Source organism: Bradyrhizobium sp. USDA 4501 (genome assembly GCF_054062115.1).
The window spans coordinates 2,651,193-2,665,437 of sequence record NZ_JBSSEX010000001.1 but is presented as its reverse complement, the minus strand read 5'-3'; the positions used below and the strand labels follow the sequence as shown (position 1 = coordinate 2,665,437).

The window sequence follows — 14,245 nt, the reverse complement described above, 5'->3', positions numbered from 1 at the left end:
TATTTGGCGCACCTTGGACGTTGCGGCACCCACCGGGCCACCGCTCGTCCGCCGCGAGCCGCATTTTCCTAAATTCAGACGACGGGCGTTTCAACGTCCCCTGAGGAACGGCCCTGCCTGCAGCATTCTCGGAGCTCGGGGCGCCGAGGTCTCGTTGCAATCCCTATGCCGGGATGGCCTCGAAATTGAGACAGCTTTACTGTCCTAACTTAGACCTTGCCAAATTTTTGTCTATCACACAAGCGCGAGGAAGTCCTCGCCCGCATGCTCGGATCGAACGGCTCGACGGGCATGTGGCGCCCCCGATTCGAAGCAAACACGCCGTGATCTGGCCCAAGGAGGGACCAAGGACCGCCGAATTTGAAACTGAAGTTTTGCCCCGGGCAAGCCGGCAAGAGAGCGGAAACGCTCCAGGGCGGGGCAGACAGGAGTTACGGCGATGAAGTTGTTCACAGGTTCGGTTGCTGCCGCCGCCCTCGCGCTCAGCGCAGCCTCGGCCGAGGCCCAGCTGGCGACGTCCGCCCGGATCGGCAGCCCGCTTCTGGTCAGGGTATCCGACATGGACGGGCCCTATGCCGCCATGCCCGAGGTTCCGCCGCCGCCGCGCTTTGGCCGGGTCCCGAGCCTGTTGCCGCCGGTCGAGGTCTATACCGTGCTCCGCGAGAACGGCTATCTGCCGCTTGGCGCGCCCCGACAGCGCGGGTTCGTCTACACGATCTCGGTGATCGACCAGGGCGGCGACGACGGCAGGCTGGTGATCGATGCCCGCGACGGCCAAATCATCCGCTTCACGCCGGCCTCCCGGCTCGGCGACAATTACGAAGAGGAAATGAGCGCGACCGACGGTCCCGTCGGGCCGATGCCGCGGCCGATCCAGGCCCGGGTGCCGCGCCCGCCACTCCCCATCCCGCATGTCGCCAGCCGCGTGCCGGTGCCGAAGCGGAACCCACTGGGGGCCAAAGCCCAGGTTCCGGCGGCTCAGGTTCCGGCGACCCAGGCTCCGGCGGCAGCCCAAGCGCCGGCGGCAGCCCAGGCTCCCGCCCCGGCGGCCCAGGTCGCCGTCCCGCAGGCGGCCACGCCGCAGCCTGCCCAGGCAGCTGCACCCGCGACGGCCGAGCAGGCCGCAGCCCCGAAGCCGGCCGAGGCCCAGGCTGCGCAGCAAGCCGTCCAGCAAGCCGAGGCTCCGACCGTCGGTCAGGGTGCGCCGCCGCCGGCGCCCGCTCCCGCGATCCTGCCGACCCAGGCAATGCCCAAGGTGCAGGGATTGGAGTAGCGGTTACCGGCAACAAAAAACGCCCCGGTTTCCCGGGGCGTTTTCGCGATCAGCCAATATCTGCTGACGCGGGGTTTGTTGCTTAGGCGGCGACCTTGCCGGCCGAGCCGTCAACGACCTGCGGAGCCTTCTCGCCGCCGCCGATCGGAATGCTGCGGGGCTTCTTGGCCTCGGGAATCTCGCGGACGAGATCGACGTGGAGCAGACCGTTCTCGAGCGAAGCGTTTTTCACCTGCACGAAGTCGGCAAGCTGGAAGACGCGCTCGAAGGCGCGGGAGGCGATGCCGCGATAGAGCACTTCGGCGCCGTTGCCGGAGTTCTCGTTGGCGGTTTTCTCGCCCTTGATCGTCAGCGTGTTCTCCTTCGCGACGATCGAAAGCTCGGCCTGCGAGAAGCCGGAGACCGCAACGCTGATCCGGTAAGCATTCTCGCCGGTGCGCTCGATGTTGTAGGGGGGATAGCCGGGGCTGCCGTCCGAGGTCACCTGATCGAGCAGGTTGAAGAGGCGGTCGAAGCCGACGGTGGAACGATAGAACGGAGTGAGGTCGTAGCTACGCATAGGAATAGTCCTCCATTGAGCGACTGTTTCAGTTACCCGCCCGCCATCGGGCCGGGCTTAGATGTGTGCAGCCTGATGTTTCGGTTCCGAAGCACTGGTAGCGGCCTGCACGGAAATGATATGGGAGGGGTCACGTCGCGTTCAAGAGGCGGAAACCGCGTCGCATTTTTCGGCGCCGGCGTCCTTGATCTCCACCCTGTCTCACCACTCCGGTCCCCTTCATGACGCTCGTCTCGATTCCCGCCAACCCGGTTCCGGACGACGTTGTCAGTGGTACCATCAAGACACCAGACGGGGCCGAGCTGCGCTTTGCGCGCTGGGCGCCGCCGCCCGGCCGCAAGGGCACGGTCTGCGTGTTCGGCGGGCGCGGCGAGATGATCGAAAAATATTTCGAGACCGTGCGCGATCTGCGCGACCGTGGCTTTGCGGTGGCGATGATCGACTGGCGCGGGCAGGGCCACTCGTCGCGCCGGCTGCGCGATCCCCGCAAGGGCTATGTGCGCGACTTCGCCGACTACGAGGTCGACGTCGAGACCTTCGTGCAGCAGGTGGTGCTGCCGGATTGCCCGCCGCCCTATTTCGCGCTGGCGCATTCGATGGGCGGTGCGGTGATGCTGCGCCTCGCGCATGCCGGCAAGCGCTGGTTCGACCGCATGGTGCTGTCGGCGCCGATGATCGACCTGCCGCGCCGCCGCGTGTCGTTCTTCCCGAGCGCGCTGCTTCGGATCATGCGGCTGGCCGGGCAGGGCGGCCGCTATGTTCCCGGCGGCAGCGACGAACTGGTCGGCCTCGCGCCCTTCATCGGCAATCCCGTCACCAGCGATCCGGTGCGCCATGCCCGCAACGCCGCGATCCTGGAAGAAGACCCGACGCTCGGCATCGCGGCGCCGACGATCGCTTGGGCCGACACCGCGTTCACCGCGATGCGCACCTTCCGCGGCACGTCGTATCCGTCCGAAATCCGCCAGCCGATTCTGATGCTGGCGGCGAGCAATGACGAGGTGGTGTCGACGGCCGCGATCGAGGAGTTCGCCTATCACTTGCGCGCCGGCTCGCATCTCGTGATCGCCGGCTCCAAGCACGAAATCCTGCAGGAGCAGGACCGCTACCGCGGCCAATTCTGGGCGGCGTTCGATGCGTTCGTGCCGGGCACGCCGCTGTTCAAGTGAAACATGGCGTTTTCGAGCGAAGGGGAAACCGGTTCGCGTGAAGAAAACGCGTCCAACAAAAATCTAGCGCTGTAGCAGCGCGACGATCCGGTCAGGAAAGCGCTTGTCCACGAACAGCGTCCTGACCTCGGCGACGCTGAGATAGCGGTCCTTGCCTTCGCCCTTGCCCATGATGTCGAGCAGCACCGGCCACTCGCCTAGCATCAGGAGCGGATAGTAGCAGTGCAGGATGCCGTAGGACGGCGGATGCTCGTCCTTGGCGCGCTGGAAGTTCGCCGCCATGAAGGTCTTGATCTCGGCGGCCGACAGCCCGCGTTCGACGCTGCCGTCGGGTGCCTTGTGGTCGCTGCCGAAGGTCGCGAGCCGCGCGATCTCGTCCTCATGGACCACCGCGTGCTGGTCGAGGATGCGCGAGCCGGCGCCGTGCTTGTCGAGCGGGCCGTTGCGTAACGCGTCGAGAATGGCGCCCTGGAACAGGCTGCGCAGCTGGCTGAAAGGACCGAGGCCGTTGGCGATCTGCGCCACCATGAAGATCTTCGCCCGCGCGGTGAATCCCTCGAACCCGGTCTTGCCGGTTGCGCGCCCGATGGTCCCGGTCAGTTCAGGCAGCGGCACGATATGGCCGCCGACATAGTTGCCGGCGGCGAGCGCCCGCAGGAACGGGCAGGGATTGTCAGGAGAAATCTGCGGGGCGGGCGCCGCGCTTGCAGCCGTATCGGACATCAAACCACATCCTGAAAAGCTTCAGCTTAAAAAGCATCCATTACCGGTGGATGAATTCGCTCAGGAGTCGACGGCGAATTTCGAGGTGGATGCAACCAGAGCGAGTTTGCCGAACGGCAGCCCGGCTTTCAAGAGGCCGTCGCGATAATGCGCGATGTCGGCCGGGTTCTTCCAGTGGAAATTGCGCAAGTGACGCTCGACCGTCAGCTCGGGATGGTTGGCGAGCAGGGCCTCGGCTGCCTGCGCGGCCTCGTCGGCGCGGCCGAGCTGGGCGAGCGCTGCGGTGCGCACCGCAAGGCACTGCAGATGGTTCGGGTTCAGATACAGCCCCTCGCGCGACCACGACAGCGACGCGTCATATTGCCCGAGCAGATAATGGCTGAATGCGTTCAGCGCGGCCCATTGGTAGCGCGGGTCGCTGTTGCCGCGCTGGACCGCCGTCGAGAACAGATCGACCGCCTTGCGATGATCGCCGATCACCATGTGGCAGATTCCCAGCACGCCGCGCGCGCCCATGTCGTAGGGGTTGAGCTCGATCGCCCGCTTGATGGCGTCCATCGCGGCTTCGTAATGGCCCTGCATCGCGTGCAGATAGGCCAGCAGCGAAAACGCGAACGAGGAGCGCGGGTCGAGCCGCACGCTGCTCTCGGCCAGGCTGACCGACGAGGCCCACAATTCGCGCGTGCTCGGAATCCAGCCGAACTGGATGCTCTGGATCTGAATCAGCGCCAGATAGGCGCGCGCGATCGACAGCGCGGGGTCGAGCTCGATCGCTTCCTTGAACAGCGCGATCGCGGTTTCGCAATCGTCCTTGGTCTGCTGGTAGTAGTGCGACAGCCCCTTCAGGAAGCGATCCCACGCCGTCAGTTCGGCGTTCGGCGAGCGCGCCGGTGCCGATGCTTCGGCGCGATAGATCTCCTGCGCGACGGCGGCGGAGAGATTCGCGGTGATCTCGTCCTGCATCGCGAACAGGTCGCCCATGTCGCGGTCGTAGCGGCCGGTCCACAGCTGCTCGCCCTTCTCGGGCGCGATCAGCTCGGCGGAGACGCGGATCTTGTTGCCGGCGCGCCGTACCGAACCCTGGATCAGATAGGTCGCGTCGATCTCGCGCGCGATCAGCCGCGTCGAGACGTTCTTGCCCTTGTAGGCGAAGGTCGAGTTGCGGCTCAGCACGCGGTAGAAGGATTGCAGCGACAGCGCGTGGATCAGGTCCTCGGTCAGGCCGTCCGAGAAATATTCGTCGGCGCCGCCGCTCAGATTGTCGAACGGCAGCACGCCGACGATTGCGGTCCGGTATTGCCCCGGCAGATGCGGGCCGTCGTCCGGAACCTGCTCCTGGGCATCGGATCCGGCCGGCGCCCAAGTCCAGACATTGACCGGCTCGGCGATGTTCTTGAAGCGGTGCGGGCCGGCGTCGACGAGGGTGACGGCAAGCCGCCGTCCCGCTTCGGTGCGGGCCTTGTCCGACACCGCGATGCCGCCGGGCGTTGCGACCGTCTCGAGACGGACTGCGATGTTGACGTCGTCGCCGAACACCTCGTCCTCGTCGGCCATCACGTCGCCCATGTGGACGCCCATCCGGAAGTGCATGGCGCGGTCGGCCGGCAAATGTTCGTTGCGCTCGGCCATCAGGGTCTGCATCGCGACGGCGGCCTCGATCGCGCCGATGATGCTCGGAAATTCCAAGAGGAAGCCATCGCCGGTGTTTTTGACGATTCGGCCGCCATGGTTGAGGATGATCGGGTAAATCGCGCTGCGGTGCGCCTTGAACGAGGCATGCGTCCCCGCCTCGTCGGCACCCATCATGCGGGAATAGCCGGCGATGTCAGCGCAAAGAATGGCAGCGAGCCGTCTTTCCATGTCTCCTGTGCCCTGGAATGGCCACTTAGCCGAGGTGACCGAATCCGATACTTACAAGACAGGCCGGGTCCGGCGGAAGCCCGGTTTGCAGGCACCTATAATGCATAGTAGCAGGAATTGGCATGCGACCAACGGATCGTACAGTGGTTTCTCTACTGAATTCGTGTGTCGCTGGGATGGCGCCGGCTGGCTGATCATCCTTTCCGGGCGGTTACTTGCATAGGTTAATCTCACTGCCATGCTGGGAATTCACGAACTTTGGCTGTTTGTCCTGTCCGGCCTGCTGCTCAACGTCACACCGGGGCCGGATACCGCCTATATCATCGGGCGCACGATTCAGCTCGGATGGCGCGGCGGAGCCGCTGCGGCGATGGGAATCAGCTGCGGCTGCCTGGTTCATGTGCTGGGTGCGGCGATCGGGCTGTCGGCGCTGCTGATGGCCTCGTCGACCGCGTTCCTGGTCGTCAAGCTGGTCGGCGCGGCCTATCTGGTGCTGACCGGTCTGCAGATGCTGCTGGCGCGCGCCAGGCCAGTCGCTGACATCACGGGGCAGGGCGGCGAGACCTCGATCTCGCGTGTGTTCTGGCAGGGGGCGCTGACCAATATCCTCAACCCCAAGGTGGCGCTGTTCTTCCTGGCTTTCCTGCCGCAATTCGTGGCGGCCGATTCGCCGCACAAGACGCTCGCCTTCCTGGTGCTCGGCCTGATCTTCATCACCGGCGGCACGCTGTGGTGCCTTGGCCTTGCGGCCTTCGCGGCGCGGGCTGCCGGCCACATCAGGCAATCGGCCGGCGTGATCGCCTGGATCAACCGCTCGCTCGGCGCGCTCTTCATCTATCTCGGCGTCCGCGTCGCGACGCTGGAGGCGCGCTAGCTCGCGCCTTGAGGCTCTCGCTTTGCCGCTCTAGCCGTGGATCTTGAGCAGTGCGCTGCCGGCGAGATAGATGCCGAGCAGGATCATCGCGATCAGGAACCAGCGGCGGAACACCTCGGGGTGCATCCGTGTGCGAACCGCCTGGCCGATGAACATGCCGGTGAACGACGCCGCCATCGCGACCGCGCCCGGCAGCGCGGTGGCTGCCGTCAGCAGGCCCGATGCCGTGAGGTTGAAGGCGAGCGCCACGGTCGCAGTGGTGAAGAACACGCCGAGCGCCTGCACCAGTTCGTCCTTCTCCATGCCGATCGCCTGCATGAAAGGCATCGAGGGGATGACCTGAACGCCGGTCGCCGCCGAGATCAGCCCGGTGATGACGCCGACGATGCCGCCGATCCATTTCTCGTCGCGCTGCGCGATCTTGAAGCTGAACCTGCTCAGGCCGACGATCGCGTAGATCACCAGCAGCACGCCCAGCACGACGGTGCCGTAGGCCGCGTAAGGCCCGGTCAGCAGCCCGGCATTGATCCAGATGCCCGCCACGGTGCCGAGCATCAACGGCCACAGCCGCTTGATGATGTCGCGCAGATAGGGGCCGACGAAGGTCTGCCAGATATTGGTGACGATCGCCGGCACGATCACGATAGCAATCGCCTGGCCCGGCGCCATCGTGGTTGCGAGCAGCCCCATCGCGACCGTCGGCAGGCCGAGGCCGAGCGTCCCCTTGACGAAGCCGGCGAGCAGGAAGGCGAAAGCGATGAAGATCAGGAGATGGTCGACCATGGCGGCACATTGACCGATCGATGCGAACGGCACAATCTGGAGGTTACGGAGTTAGCCTTCGGACGACCCGAAGGTATGGGGTGGGAAACGTCATGCGGTTCGACCTGACCGATTTGCAATTGTTCATCGCGGTTTCCGATGCGCGCAGCATCACCCAGGGCGCGGCGCGCGCGAACCTTGCGCTGGCTTCGGCTAGCGAGCGGATCAAGGGCCTCGAGGAAGCGCTCGGCGTCGCGCTGCTCAAGCGCGGCCGCCGCGGCGTCGAACTTACTGCGGCGGGCGAGAGCTTGCTCGGCCACGCCCGCATCGTGATCCACAATGTCGAGGCGCTGCAAAGCGATCTCGCCGCCTATGCCAGCGGCGTGCGCGCCAACGTGCTGCTGCTCGCCAACACCTCGGGCCTGTCGGAGCATCTGCCGCGCGCGCTCGCGGCCTTCCTGCACGAGCATCCCGATATCAGCGTCGATGTCGAGGAGCGCGAGAGCACCGATATCGCGACCGCGATCGCCAGCGGCGCCGCCGATCTCGGCTTCGCCGCGGAGCACGCGCTGCCCGACAGCGTCGAGCGCTTCCTGTTCAGCGAGGACCGCTTGATGCTGGTGGCGTCGCGGCGCGGCGATCTCGGCGGCCGCCGCCAGATCGACTTCCAGGAAGTGGTCGGCCGCGATTTCGTCGGCCTCACGGCAACATCCGCGCTGCAGGTTCATATCTCGCGGCATGCCGCAAAGCTCGGGGCGCGGCTGCGCTTCCGCGCCCGCCTGCGCGGCTTCGACGCGATCTGCCAGATGGTCGCCGCCGATGTCGGCATCGCCGTGATCCCGGAGACCGCGGCGCGGCGCTGCGCGGCGTCGATGCCGATCACGACGATAAGGATCCGCGACGCCTGGGCCAACCGCCGGCTGACGATCTGCGCGCGCAGCTTCAAGGCGCTGCCGCGGGCGGCCAAGCAACTTGTGGACTATCTGCGCGCAGAAGCGCAGCGCTGACGGCTGGCTCATTTCGTCGTCACCACGCCGGCGTCCTGGATCACCTTCGCCCATTTCCTGATGTCGGCGGCGATGAAGTCGCGGAAATGCTCCGGCGTGTCGCCGGCCAGCGTCAGGCCTTGCTCGGCGAGCTTCTGCTTGACCATCGGATCGGCCATCGCCGCGGTGGCGAGCTGGTTCAGCCTTGCGACGATCGCGGGCGGCGTGCGTGCGGGCGCGACCATGCCGTACCAGTTCTCGATGACCAGTTCGGGCATGCCGGCCTCGGCGGTGGTCGGCACGTCGGGTGCGGTCGGCGCGCGTTCGCGCCCACCGAGCGCGATTGGCCGCAGCGCGCCCGCCTTGATCTGCGGCAGGATCACCGGCAGGTCGAGGAAGGTCATCTGCACCTGCTGACCCAACAGGTCGTTCACCGCCGGCGCGGCGCCGCGATAGGGCACGTGCACGATGTCGATCTTGGCCGTCAGCTTGAACAATTCGCAGGCGAGATGCGGCAGGCTGCCGGGGCCGGAGGAGGCGAAGTTGAGCTTACCCGGCTGCGCCCTGGCGAGCGCGACCAGTTCGTTCATGTTCCTCGCCGGCACGTTGGCGGCGACCACCAGCATCTCCGGCACGGTCGCGACCAGCGTCACCGGCGCGAGATCCTTCAGCGTGTCGTAGGCAACCCTCTCCATGCTGGGGCTGATCGCCAGCGCGCCGGCGCTCGCGATCGCCACCGTGTAGCCGTCGGGCGCCGCCTTCGCGACCGCGTCGGTGCCGAGCACGCCGCCCTGGCCGGCGCGGTTGTCGACGATCACGGGCTGCCTTGCGAGCTCCGAGATCTTCTGCCCGATCACCCGCGCGATGATGTCGTTCGGCCCGCCGGGCGGGAACGGCACGATCAGCCGGAGCGGCTTGGTCGGGAAATCCTGGGCGAAAGCCGTGACGGGCGCGAGAAGCAGGAGAAGGGCTGCCAGCAGCCTGCCGCGCATCGTCATGTCGCCCATCCCTGACTTTTCTGGTTGCGGTCAGGATGGGCGCAGATCAGACGCCCGGCAACTCAAGAATCAGGCAGGGAACTCAAGCGTTCAAAAGCTTCATCGCCGCTTCGTGCACGCGCGGGTCGCCAGCCGCGATGATTCGGCCGCCGCTTTGCGCCGGCTTGCCGTCCCAGGTGGTGACGATGCCGCCGGCGCCGGTGATGATCGGGATCAGGCCGGCAATGTCGTAAGGCTTCAGCTCGGTCTCGACCACGAGGTCGAGATGACCGGCGGCGAGCATGCAATAGGAGTAGCAGTCGCCGCCATAGCGCGACAGGCGCGCTGCATTCTCGATGCGGCCGAAGCGGGCGCGGTCATCCGGATTCATCAGCAGCGGGCTCGTGGTGAAGACGGTCGCCTCCTTCAGCGAGGCGCAGCGCCGTACCGAGAGCCGCCGTTCGCCCGACGGGCCGGAGTAATGCGCCGAGCCGTTGTCGCCGGAGAAGCGCTCGCCGATATAGGGCTGGTGCATCATGCCGAATACCGGCGTACCTTTGTGCAGCAGCGCGATCAGCGTGCCCCAGATCGGAAAGCCGGCGATGAAGGATTTCGTGCCGTCGATCGGATCGAGCACCCAGACATAGTCGGCGTCCTCGCGCTCATTGCCGAACTCCTCGCCGACGATGCCGTGTTGGGGGAAGTTCGACTTGATCAGCCGCCGCATCACGGCTTCCGCCGCCCGGTCGGCCTCGGTGACCGGATCGAAATCGTTCGAGCTCTTGTTGTCGACCGAGAGCGAGGTGCGGAAGAAGGGCAGGATGGTTTCGCCGGATGCGGTCGCAAGGCGGCCGATGAAGGCGGTAAAGTCGATGACCGTCACGGCATGTCCCTGAACTGCGCAAACGACGCGGTAGAAATCGGATGCGGTCTTGCCTAGCTCAATCCGGCGCGGCGCGCACGATTAACGGAGTGTTATCCAGCCCGATGACGCGGTTCCGGACTTTCGATTTGGCTTCGGATTCGAAAGCGCCCCGGGTCCCGGTCTCGATCACGAAGTTGCGAATTCTGGTATACAAGCTATGCGCAGAGCGCTGCCCGCCCGGGGGCTTTCCTTGTAAGATATTGATCCTACATACGGAAAGCCGCTCCTGCCGGCCTGTTGCAGTTTCGCCAGACTTTCCAACATTACCCAAGAAATGTTTCGAAAGTTCTTGCGTTTTGTGCAGCGCGGTCGCATATTGTTGCGGTGCGGTAGCGCCTCGCGCTATCGCTGCCCTCCTTGGGCGTTTCCTCCCTAGACTTGGGCCGCTTGTTCATTCAAGCGGCCCTTTTTTCTTGGGCCGTCGTTTCCGCAAGTGAACTGAGAATCCAGTTCGGCGCTTATCGCGCCGCCAACTTGAATTCCTGGTTCATGACTTCGTCGGGATCGCAGTGCCCGACGAAGGATTGATTACTCCGCTGCCGCCTGGAACGGGCCGAGATCGCCGAACGGGATTTTCGCGAGCGCATCCGCCAGGGTCGCAAAGTCGGCGGCGACCTGCGCGAAGCGAGGGCCGCGCTCGCGGCGGCGCTCATCCATATAGACCGCGCGGTTGAGCTCGATCTGCACGGTGTGCAGGCCGCTCGCCGGATTGCCGTAATGCTCGGTGATGAAGCCGCCGGCATAGGGCTTGTTGCGGCCGATCGAATAGCCGAGCGAGCTCATGATCTCCTCGACGAGGTCGGGCAATAGCGCCGCACAGCTCGTGCCGTAGCGGTCGCCGATCACGACGTCGGGCCGGCGCGGCTCGTCGCGCGACACGCCGACCGACGGCATCGAATGGCAGTCGACCACGATCACGGCGCCGAACGCCTGGTGCGCCTTGTTGATCAGCCGGCGCAGCGCGCGGTGATAGGGCTTGTAGAGCACCTCGATCCGGCGCAGCGCCTCGTCGACGTCGAGCCGCTCGCGATAGATCTCCTGGCCGTCGCCGACCACGCGCGGGATGGTGCCGAGCCCGCCGGCCACCCGCATCGAACGCGTATTGGCAAAGCTCGGCAGCCGCCCGGTGAACATGCGCGGGTCGAGCTCGTAGGGCTCGCGGTTCACGTCGACATAGGAGCGCGGGAAGTTGACCCGCACGATCGGAAAGCCGCGATCGCTGAGGCCAGCGATCAGCTCGTCCATGAAAGAGTCTTCGGAGCGCCGCAGCGACACCACATCGATTCGCGACGCGTCGAGGAATTCGGCCGGATAGACCGAGCCCGAATGCGGGGAATTGAAGATGATCGGCGCGCGCCAGGCCTGCGGCTCAACGATCTCGAACGGGGGCGACAACTCGCCAGCAAATTCGGTCATTCCCTTGGCGCCGTCCCTTGCGTCCGCCTCGCCCCGCAGCAACTGAGTCTGCCGGAAAAGCGGAGATTTATGGGCACGCATTGTCGGTAATCGCGATCATTCTGCCAAGTGAAAAGAGTGTGGTTTCAGCTGGAACGCGTCTTAAAAGCAGCAAATGCGGCACCCGGTTGATTCGATGTCCGGTTCGGTCCACAAATGGATGGCGCGCATTTGCCGCTGGCTTGACGCAAATTTCACCCGAAATTTACCGTCTGTCGGGCTTACTGTTCGGACTGCTCCTCAAGCCGGATTCGACGATTCCTGCCATGCCGAAAATACTTCTCGCCGAAGACGACACCGATATGCGCCGCTTCCTGGTCAAGGCGCTCGAAAACGCGGGTTTCAAGGTCTCGCCGCACGACAACGGCATGTCGGCCTACCAGCGGCTGCGCGAGGAGCCGTTCGAAATGCTGCTCACCGACATCGTGATGCCCGAGATGGACGGCATCGAGCTGGCGCGCCGTGCCTCGGAACTCGATCCCGATATCAAGATCATGTTCATCACCGGCTTTGCCGCGGTGGCCCTCAATTCCGATTCGGAGGCGCCGAAAAACGCCAAAGTGCTGGCCAAGCCCGTGCACCTCAGGGAATTGGTCAGCGAAGTGAACAAGTTGCTGGCGGCCTGATTCGCCAAAAAACCTTCACTTTGTATCCTTGCCTGCCCCGCCGCCGTCCGTTATAGGGACCCGATCCAAATACGCTTTGGGTGCGTAGCTCAGCGGGAGAGCACTACCTTGACATGGTAGGGGTCACAGGTTCGATCCCTGTCGCACCCACCATCCTTCGCTCGCGCAGCGAGAGAAGGATGCCGCGCCGAAGCCCAATGGGCGGAGGCGGGCCCTTGGCCGCGAGCTGCGGCTCGGCAAGCCGTTTCTTGATACCTCCATAAATCTTTCGACCCGTCATTGCGAAAAGCGAAGCGACGAGCAATCCATCGCTCGGCATATGCGGGTGGGATGGATAGCTTCGCTTCGCTCGCAATGACGTGGTTGGTTTCCTGTCTTGTTGGTGTCATCACCCGTCGCATGCGGGTGACCCAGTATTCCAGAGACAGCAGTGTTTGAACCGAGGGACCGCGGCTCCCTCCACACGTCGTCCCCGCGAAAGCAGGGACCCATACTCCGCGGCGGATGCTGTTGAAGGGATTCGTCGTTCAGCCATCGGGCAACAATGACCATTCGTGGTTATGGGTCCCTGCTTTCGCGCTAGCGTGTCTACACGGTTTTGGGGCGCGACAGATTGACTCGGTGCAGCAAGAAGTGGCGTCTCTGCAGCATGTTGTATGATTCTCTCACTGGCGCTTTGATTCGAAGGAGCGCCAGCGATGCAGCCGGATTTGTCTTTGGGTGAGTTCGGGGACGTTCGTCTCGACAAAAGGGGGCGACGCTTCTCCGGGCTATGCTTTGCACGCGCAGCGTCTGCTTGCGCCAGATGGCCCGGGGCGATTGGGCTGCCAATATGGCGTTCTGGCGGTTTGTGAACAACCCCCAAGTCACGATCGATAAATTGATTGAGGGCTGGAGCACGCAGACGCGGACTGCGGTCAGCGGGCGTCATGTGCTGGCGATCCAGGATACGAGCGAGGTCAAGTTCCAGACCCAGGCGGGACGGCGGCGCGGGCTGGGCAAAGTCGGCAAGGGCAATGCTCGCGGCGTGCTGTTGCATGCGATGATGGCGGTGGATGCCGACAGCGGGGTCTGTCTTGGCCTTACTGGCGGCAACGTTTGGACGCGCAAAGGCAAGGTAAAAATCCCGCATGAGCGGCGCGCCTTGGCCGACAAGGAGTCGGCGCGCTGGGTGACGGCCGCCGAGCAAGGCCGCGACGTCCTGGCAGATGCCCGCATGATCACCGTCGTCAACGACCGCGAGGGGGATTTCTTTGCTCACTGGGCGCTGACGCCAGCTGAGAATGTCCATCTTCTGTCGCGTGCCATGCACGACCATGCGCTGGTCGATGGCGACACACTTTATCAGGCGGTCGAGCGGAGCCGCTTCTGCGACAACGCGGTGATCGATCTGCCGCAGCGAATGGATCGGCGCGGCCGGCAGGCCCATCTCTCGATGCGCTTCGGAACCGTCGTGCTCAAGCGGCCGCAGAGGCCCGGCGTCACCGACTTGGCGGAGGGCATCAAACTCAGCTTCGTAGAAGTGGTCGAGTTGCATCCGCCGAGAGGTGCGGAGCCCATTCGCTGGCTGCTCCTGACCACTCATCCGGTCGCCACCGCTAAAGACGCCTGGCAGATCGTCTCCTGGTACCGCCAGCGCTGGATCATTGAGCAACTCTTTCGCTCGCTGAAGAGCCAGGGTTTGCGCATCGAGGATAGTCAGATCGAGAGCGCCGAAGGCCTGATCAAGCTCGTGGCGGTCGCCACCAGAGCGGCATGTATCGTCATTCAACTCGTTCAGGCCCGCAACAGTGGCGAAGAATTGCCGGCTGAATTTGTCTTCACCGCAGAAGAGATCGAGACGCTCAGGGCCATCAACAAAACCATGAAAGGTCGCACCGAGCTTCAGAAAAACCACCATCGCCCCAACACCCTTGCTTGGGCGGCATGGATCATCGCAAAACTCGGCGGATGGACCGGCTACGCCTCCCACCGTCCACCTGGACCAATCACCTTCCACACCGGAATGGCCCGCTTCCAAATCCTCGCAAATGGCCCGACAAACGTGTAGATGCAC

General features: G+C 64.7%; 13 protein-coding genes and 1 tRNA gene. 7 read left to right on the top strand and 7 right to left on the bottom strand.

Annotation, left to right across the window (positions count from 1 at the left end; genetic code table 11):
• Window positions 1–439 precede the first annotated feature (439 nt).
• A complete protein-coding gene (locus ACVWZM_RS12020) occupies window positions 440–1,273 on the top strand; it encodes a hypothetical protein (RefSeq protein WP_456853295.1) in 834 nt (277 codons plus the stop codon).
• A gap of 82 nt (window positions 1,274–1,355) precedes the next feature.
• On the opposite strand, the gene ACVWZM_RS12015 is transcribed toward ACVWZM_RS12020, so the two are convergent.
• A complete protein-coding gene (locus ACVWZM_RS12015) occupies window positions 1,356–1,832 on the bottom strand; it encodes an Hsp20 family protein (RefSeq protein WP_076827682.1) in 477 nt (158 codons plus the stop codon).
• A 221-nt stretch (window positions 1,833–2,053) separates the two neighbouring features.
• Here ACVWZM_RS12015 and ACVWZM_RS12010 point away from each other — a divergent pair, with 221 nt between their 5' ends.
• A complete protein-coding gene (locus ACVWZM_RS12010) occupies window positions 2,054–3,001 on the top strand; it encodes an alpha/beta fold hydrolase (RefSeq protein WP_057016251.1) in 948 nt (315 codons plus the stop codon).
• A 63-nt stretch (window positions 3,002–3,064) separates the two neighbouring features.
• Here ACVWZM_RS12010 and ACVWZM_RS12005 read toward each other — a convergent pair whose 3' ends face one another.
• A complete protein-coding gene (locus ACVWZM_RS12005) occupies window positions 3,065–3,724 on the bottom strand; it encodes a hypothetical protein (protein WP_316398657.1) in 660 nt (219 codons plus the stop codon).
• A gap of 60 nt (window positions 3,725–3,784) precedes the next feature.
• A complete protein-coding gene (locus ACVWZM_RS12000; protein WP_057016253.1) occupies window positions 3,785–5,584 on the bottom strand; it encodes an adenylate/guanylate cyclase domain-containing protein in 1,800 nt (599 codons plus the stop codon).
• Between the two features lie 238 nt (window positions 5,585–5,822).
• Between ACVWZM_RS12000 and ACVWZM_RS11995 the strand changes: the two genes are divergently transcribed.
• Window positions 5,823–6,458: a LysE family translocator gene (locus ACVWZM_RS11995; RefSeq protein WP_057016254.1), complete on the top strand. Its 636-nt coding sequence runs from the start codon at window positions 5,823–5,825 to the stop codon at window positions 6,456–6,458.
• A 30-nt stretch (window positions 6,459–6,488) separates the two neighbouring features.
• On the opposite strand, the gene ACVWZM_RS11990 is transcribed toward ACVWZM_RS11995, so the two are convergent.
• On the bottom strand, window positions 6,489–7,241 hold the full coding sequence (locus tag ACVWZM_RS11990; protein ID WP_057016255.1) for a sulfite exporter TauE/SafE family protein: 753 nt from the start codon (window positions 7,239–7,241) through the stop codon (window positions 6,489–6,491).
• Between the two features lie 92 nt (window positions 7,242–7,333).
• On the opposite strand from ACVWZM_RS11990, the gene ACVWZM_RS11985 reads away from it, so the two are divergent.
• Entirely contained in the window at window positions 7,334–8,227 is an 894-nt protein-coding gene (locus ACVWZM_RS11985; RefSeq protein WP_076827672.1) for a LysR family transcriptional regulator, read from the top strand.
• An 8-nt stretch (window positions 8,228–8,235) separates the two neighbouring features.
• Here the strand turns inward: ACVWZM_RS11985 and ACVWZM_RS11980 are convergent, their stop codons facing one another.
• The 3 genes from ACVWZM_RS11980 to ACVWZM_RS11970 form a co-directional block, all read right to left on the bottom strand.
• Window positions 8,236–9,204 (bottom strand): tripartite tricarboxylate transporter substrate binding protein, encoded by a 969-nt coding sequence (locus ACVWZM_RS11980; protein WP_456853292.1) that lies wholly within the window; start codon window positions 9,202–9,204, stop codon window positions 8,236–8,238.
• An 82-nt stretch (window positions 9,205–9,286) separates the two neighbouring features.
• On the bottom strand, window positions 9,287–10,066 hold the full coding sequence (gene hisN, locus ACVWZM_RS11975; protein WP_456853290.1) for a histidinol-phosphatase: 780 nt from the start codon (window positions 10,064–10,066) through the stop codon (window positions 9,287–9,289).
• 570 nt (window positions 10,067–10,636) lie between these two features.
• On the bottom strand, window positions 10,637–11,524 hold the full coding sequence (locus tag ACVWZM_RS11970; protein WP_057016267.1) for an N-formylglutamate amidohydrolase: 888 nt from the start codon (window positions 11,522–11,524) through the stop codon (window positions 10,637–10,639).
• A gap of 305 nt (window positions 11,525–11,829) precedes the next feature.
• Between ACVWZM_RS11970 and cpdR the strand changes: the two genes are divergently transcribed.
• From cpdR to ACVWZM_RS11955, 3 genes are all read left to right on the top strand, one after another.
• Complete coding sequence (gene cpdR, locus ACVWZM_RS11965) at window positions 11,830–12,189, top strand: cell cycle two-component system response regulator CpdR (protein ID WP_016843340.1); 360 nt, start codon at window positions 11,830–11,832, stop codon at window positions 12,187–12,189.
• Between the two features lie 78 nt (window positions 12,190–12,267).
• Window positions 12,268–12,342: transfer RNA gene (locus ACVWZM_RS11960), tRNA-Val, on the top strand.
• A gap of 619 nt (window positions 12,343–12,961) precedes the next feature.
• Window positions 12,962–14,239, top strand: coding sequence for an IS4 family transposase (locus tag ACVWZM_RS11955; RefSeq protein ID WP_456853288.1), 1,278 nt, complete (start codon window positions 12,962–12,964; stop codon window positions 14,237–14,239).
• The last annotated feature ends 6 nt before the right edge of the window (window positions 14,240–14,245 follow it).

Bases quoted from the DNA above. Each gene is read 5' to 3' on its own strand.
- cpdR (WP_016843340.1), top strand. From the start codon at position 11,830: ATGCCGAAAATACTTCTCGCCGAAGACGACACCGATATGCGCCGCTTC.
- ACVWZM_RS11980 (WP_456853292.1), bottom strand. From the start codon at position 9,204: ATGACGATGCGCGGCAGGCTGCTGGCAGCCCTTCTCCTGCTTCTCGCG.
- ACVWZM_RS12020 (WP_456853295.1), top strand. From the start codon at position 440: ATGAAGTTGTTCACAGGTTCGGTTGCTGCCGCCGCCCTCGCGCTCAGC.
- ACVWZM_RS12015 (WP_076827682.1), bottom strand. From the start codon at position 1,832: ATGCGTAGCTACGACCTCACTCCGTTCTATCGTTCCACCGTCGGCTTC.
- ACVWZM_RS11995 (WP_057016254.1), top strand. From the start codon at position 5,823: ATGCTGGGAATTCACGAACTTTGGCTGTTTGTCCTGTCCGGCCTGCTG.
- ACVWZM_RS11955 (WP_456853288.1), top strand. From the start codon at position 12,962: ATGCTTTGCACGCGCAGCGTCTGCTTGCGCCAGATGGCCCGGGGCGAT.
- ACVWZM_RS12000 (WP_057016253.1), bottom strand. From the start codon at position 5,584: ATGGAAAGACGGCTCGCTGCCATTCTTTGCGCTGACATCGCCGGCTAT.
- ACVWZM_RS11985 (WP_076827672.1), top strand. From the start codon at position 7,334: ATGCGGTTCGACCTGACCGATTTGCAATTGTTCATCGCGGTTTCCGAT.
- ACVWZM_RS12005 (WP_316398657.1), bottom strand. From the start codon at position 3,724: ATGTCCGATACGGCTGCAAGCGCGGCGCCCGCCCCGCAGATTTCTCCT.
- ACVWZM_RS12010 (WP_057016251.1), top strand. From the start codon at position 2,054: ATGACGCTCGTCTCGATTCCCGCCAACCCGGTTCCGGACGACGTTGTC.
- ACVWZM_RS11970 (WP_057016267.1), bottom strand. From the start codon at position 11,524: ATGACCGAATTTGCTGGCGAGTTGTCGCCCCCGTTCGAGATCGTTGAG.
- ACVWZM_RS11990 (WP_057016255.1), bottom strand. From the start codon at position 7,241: ATGGTCGACCATCTCCTGATCTTCATCGCTTTCGCCTTCCTGCTCGCC.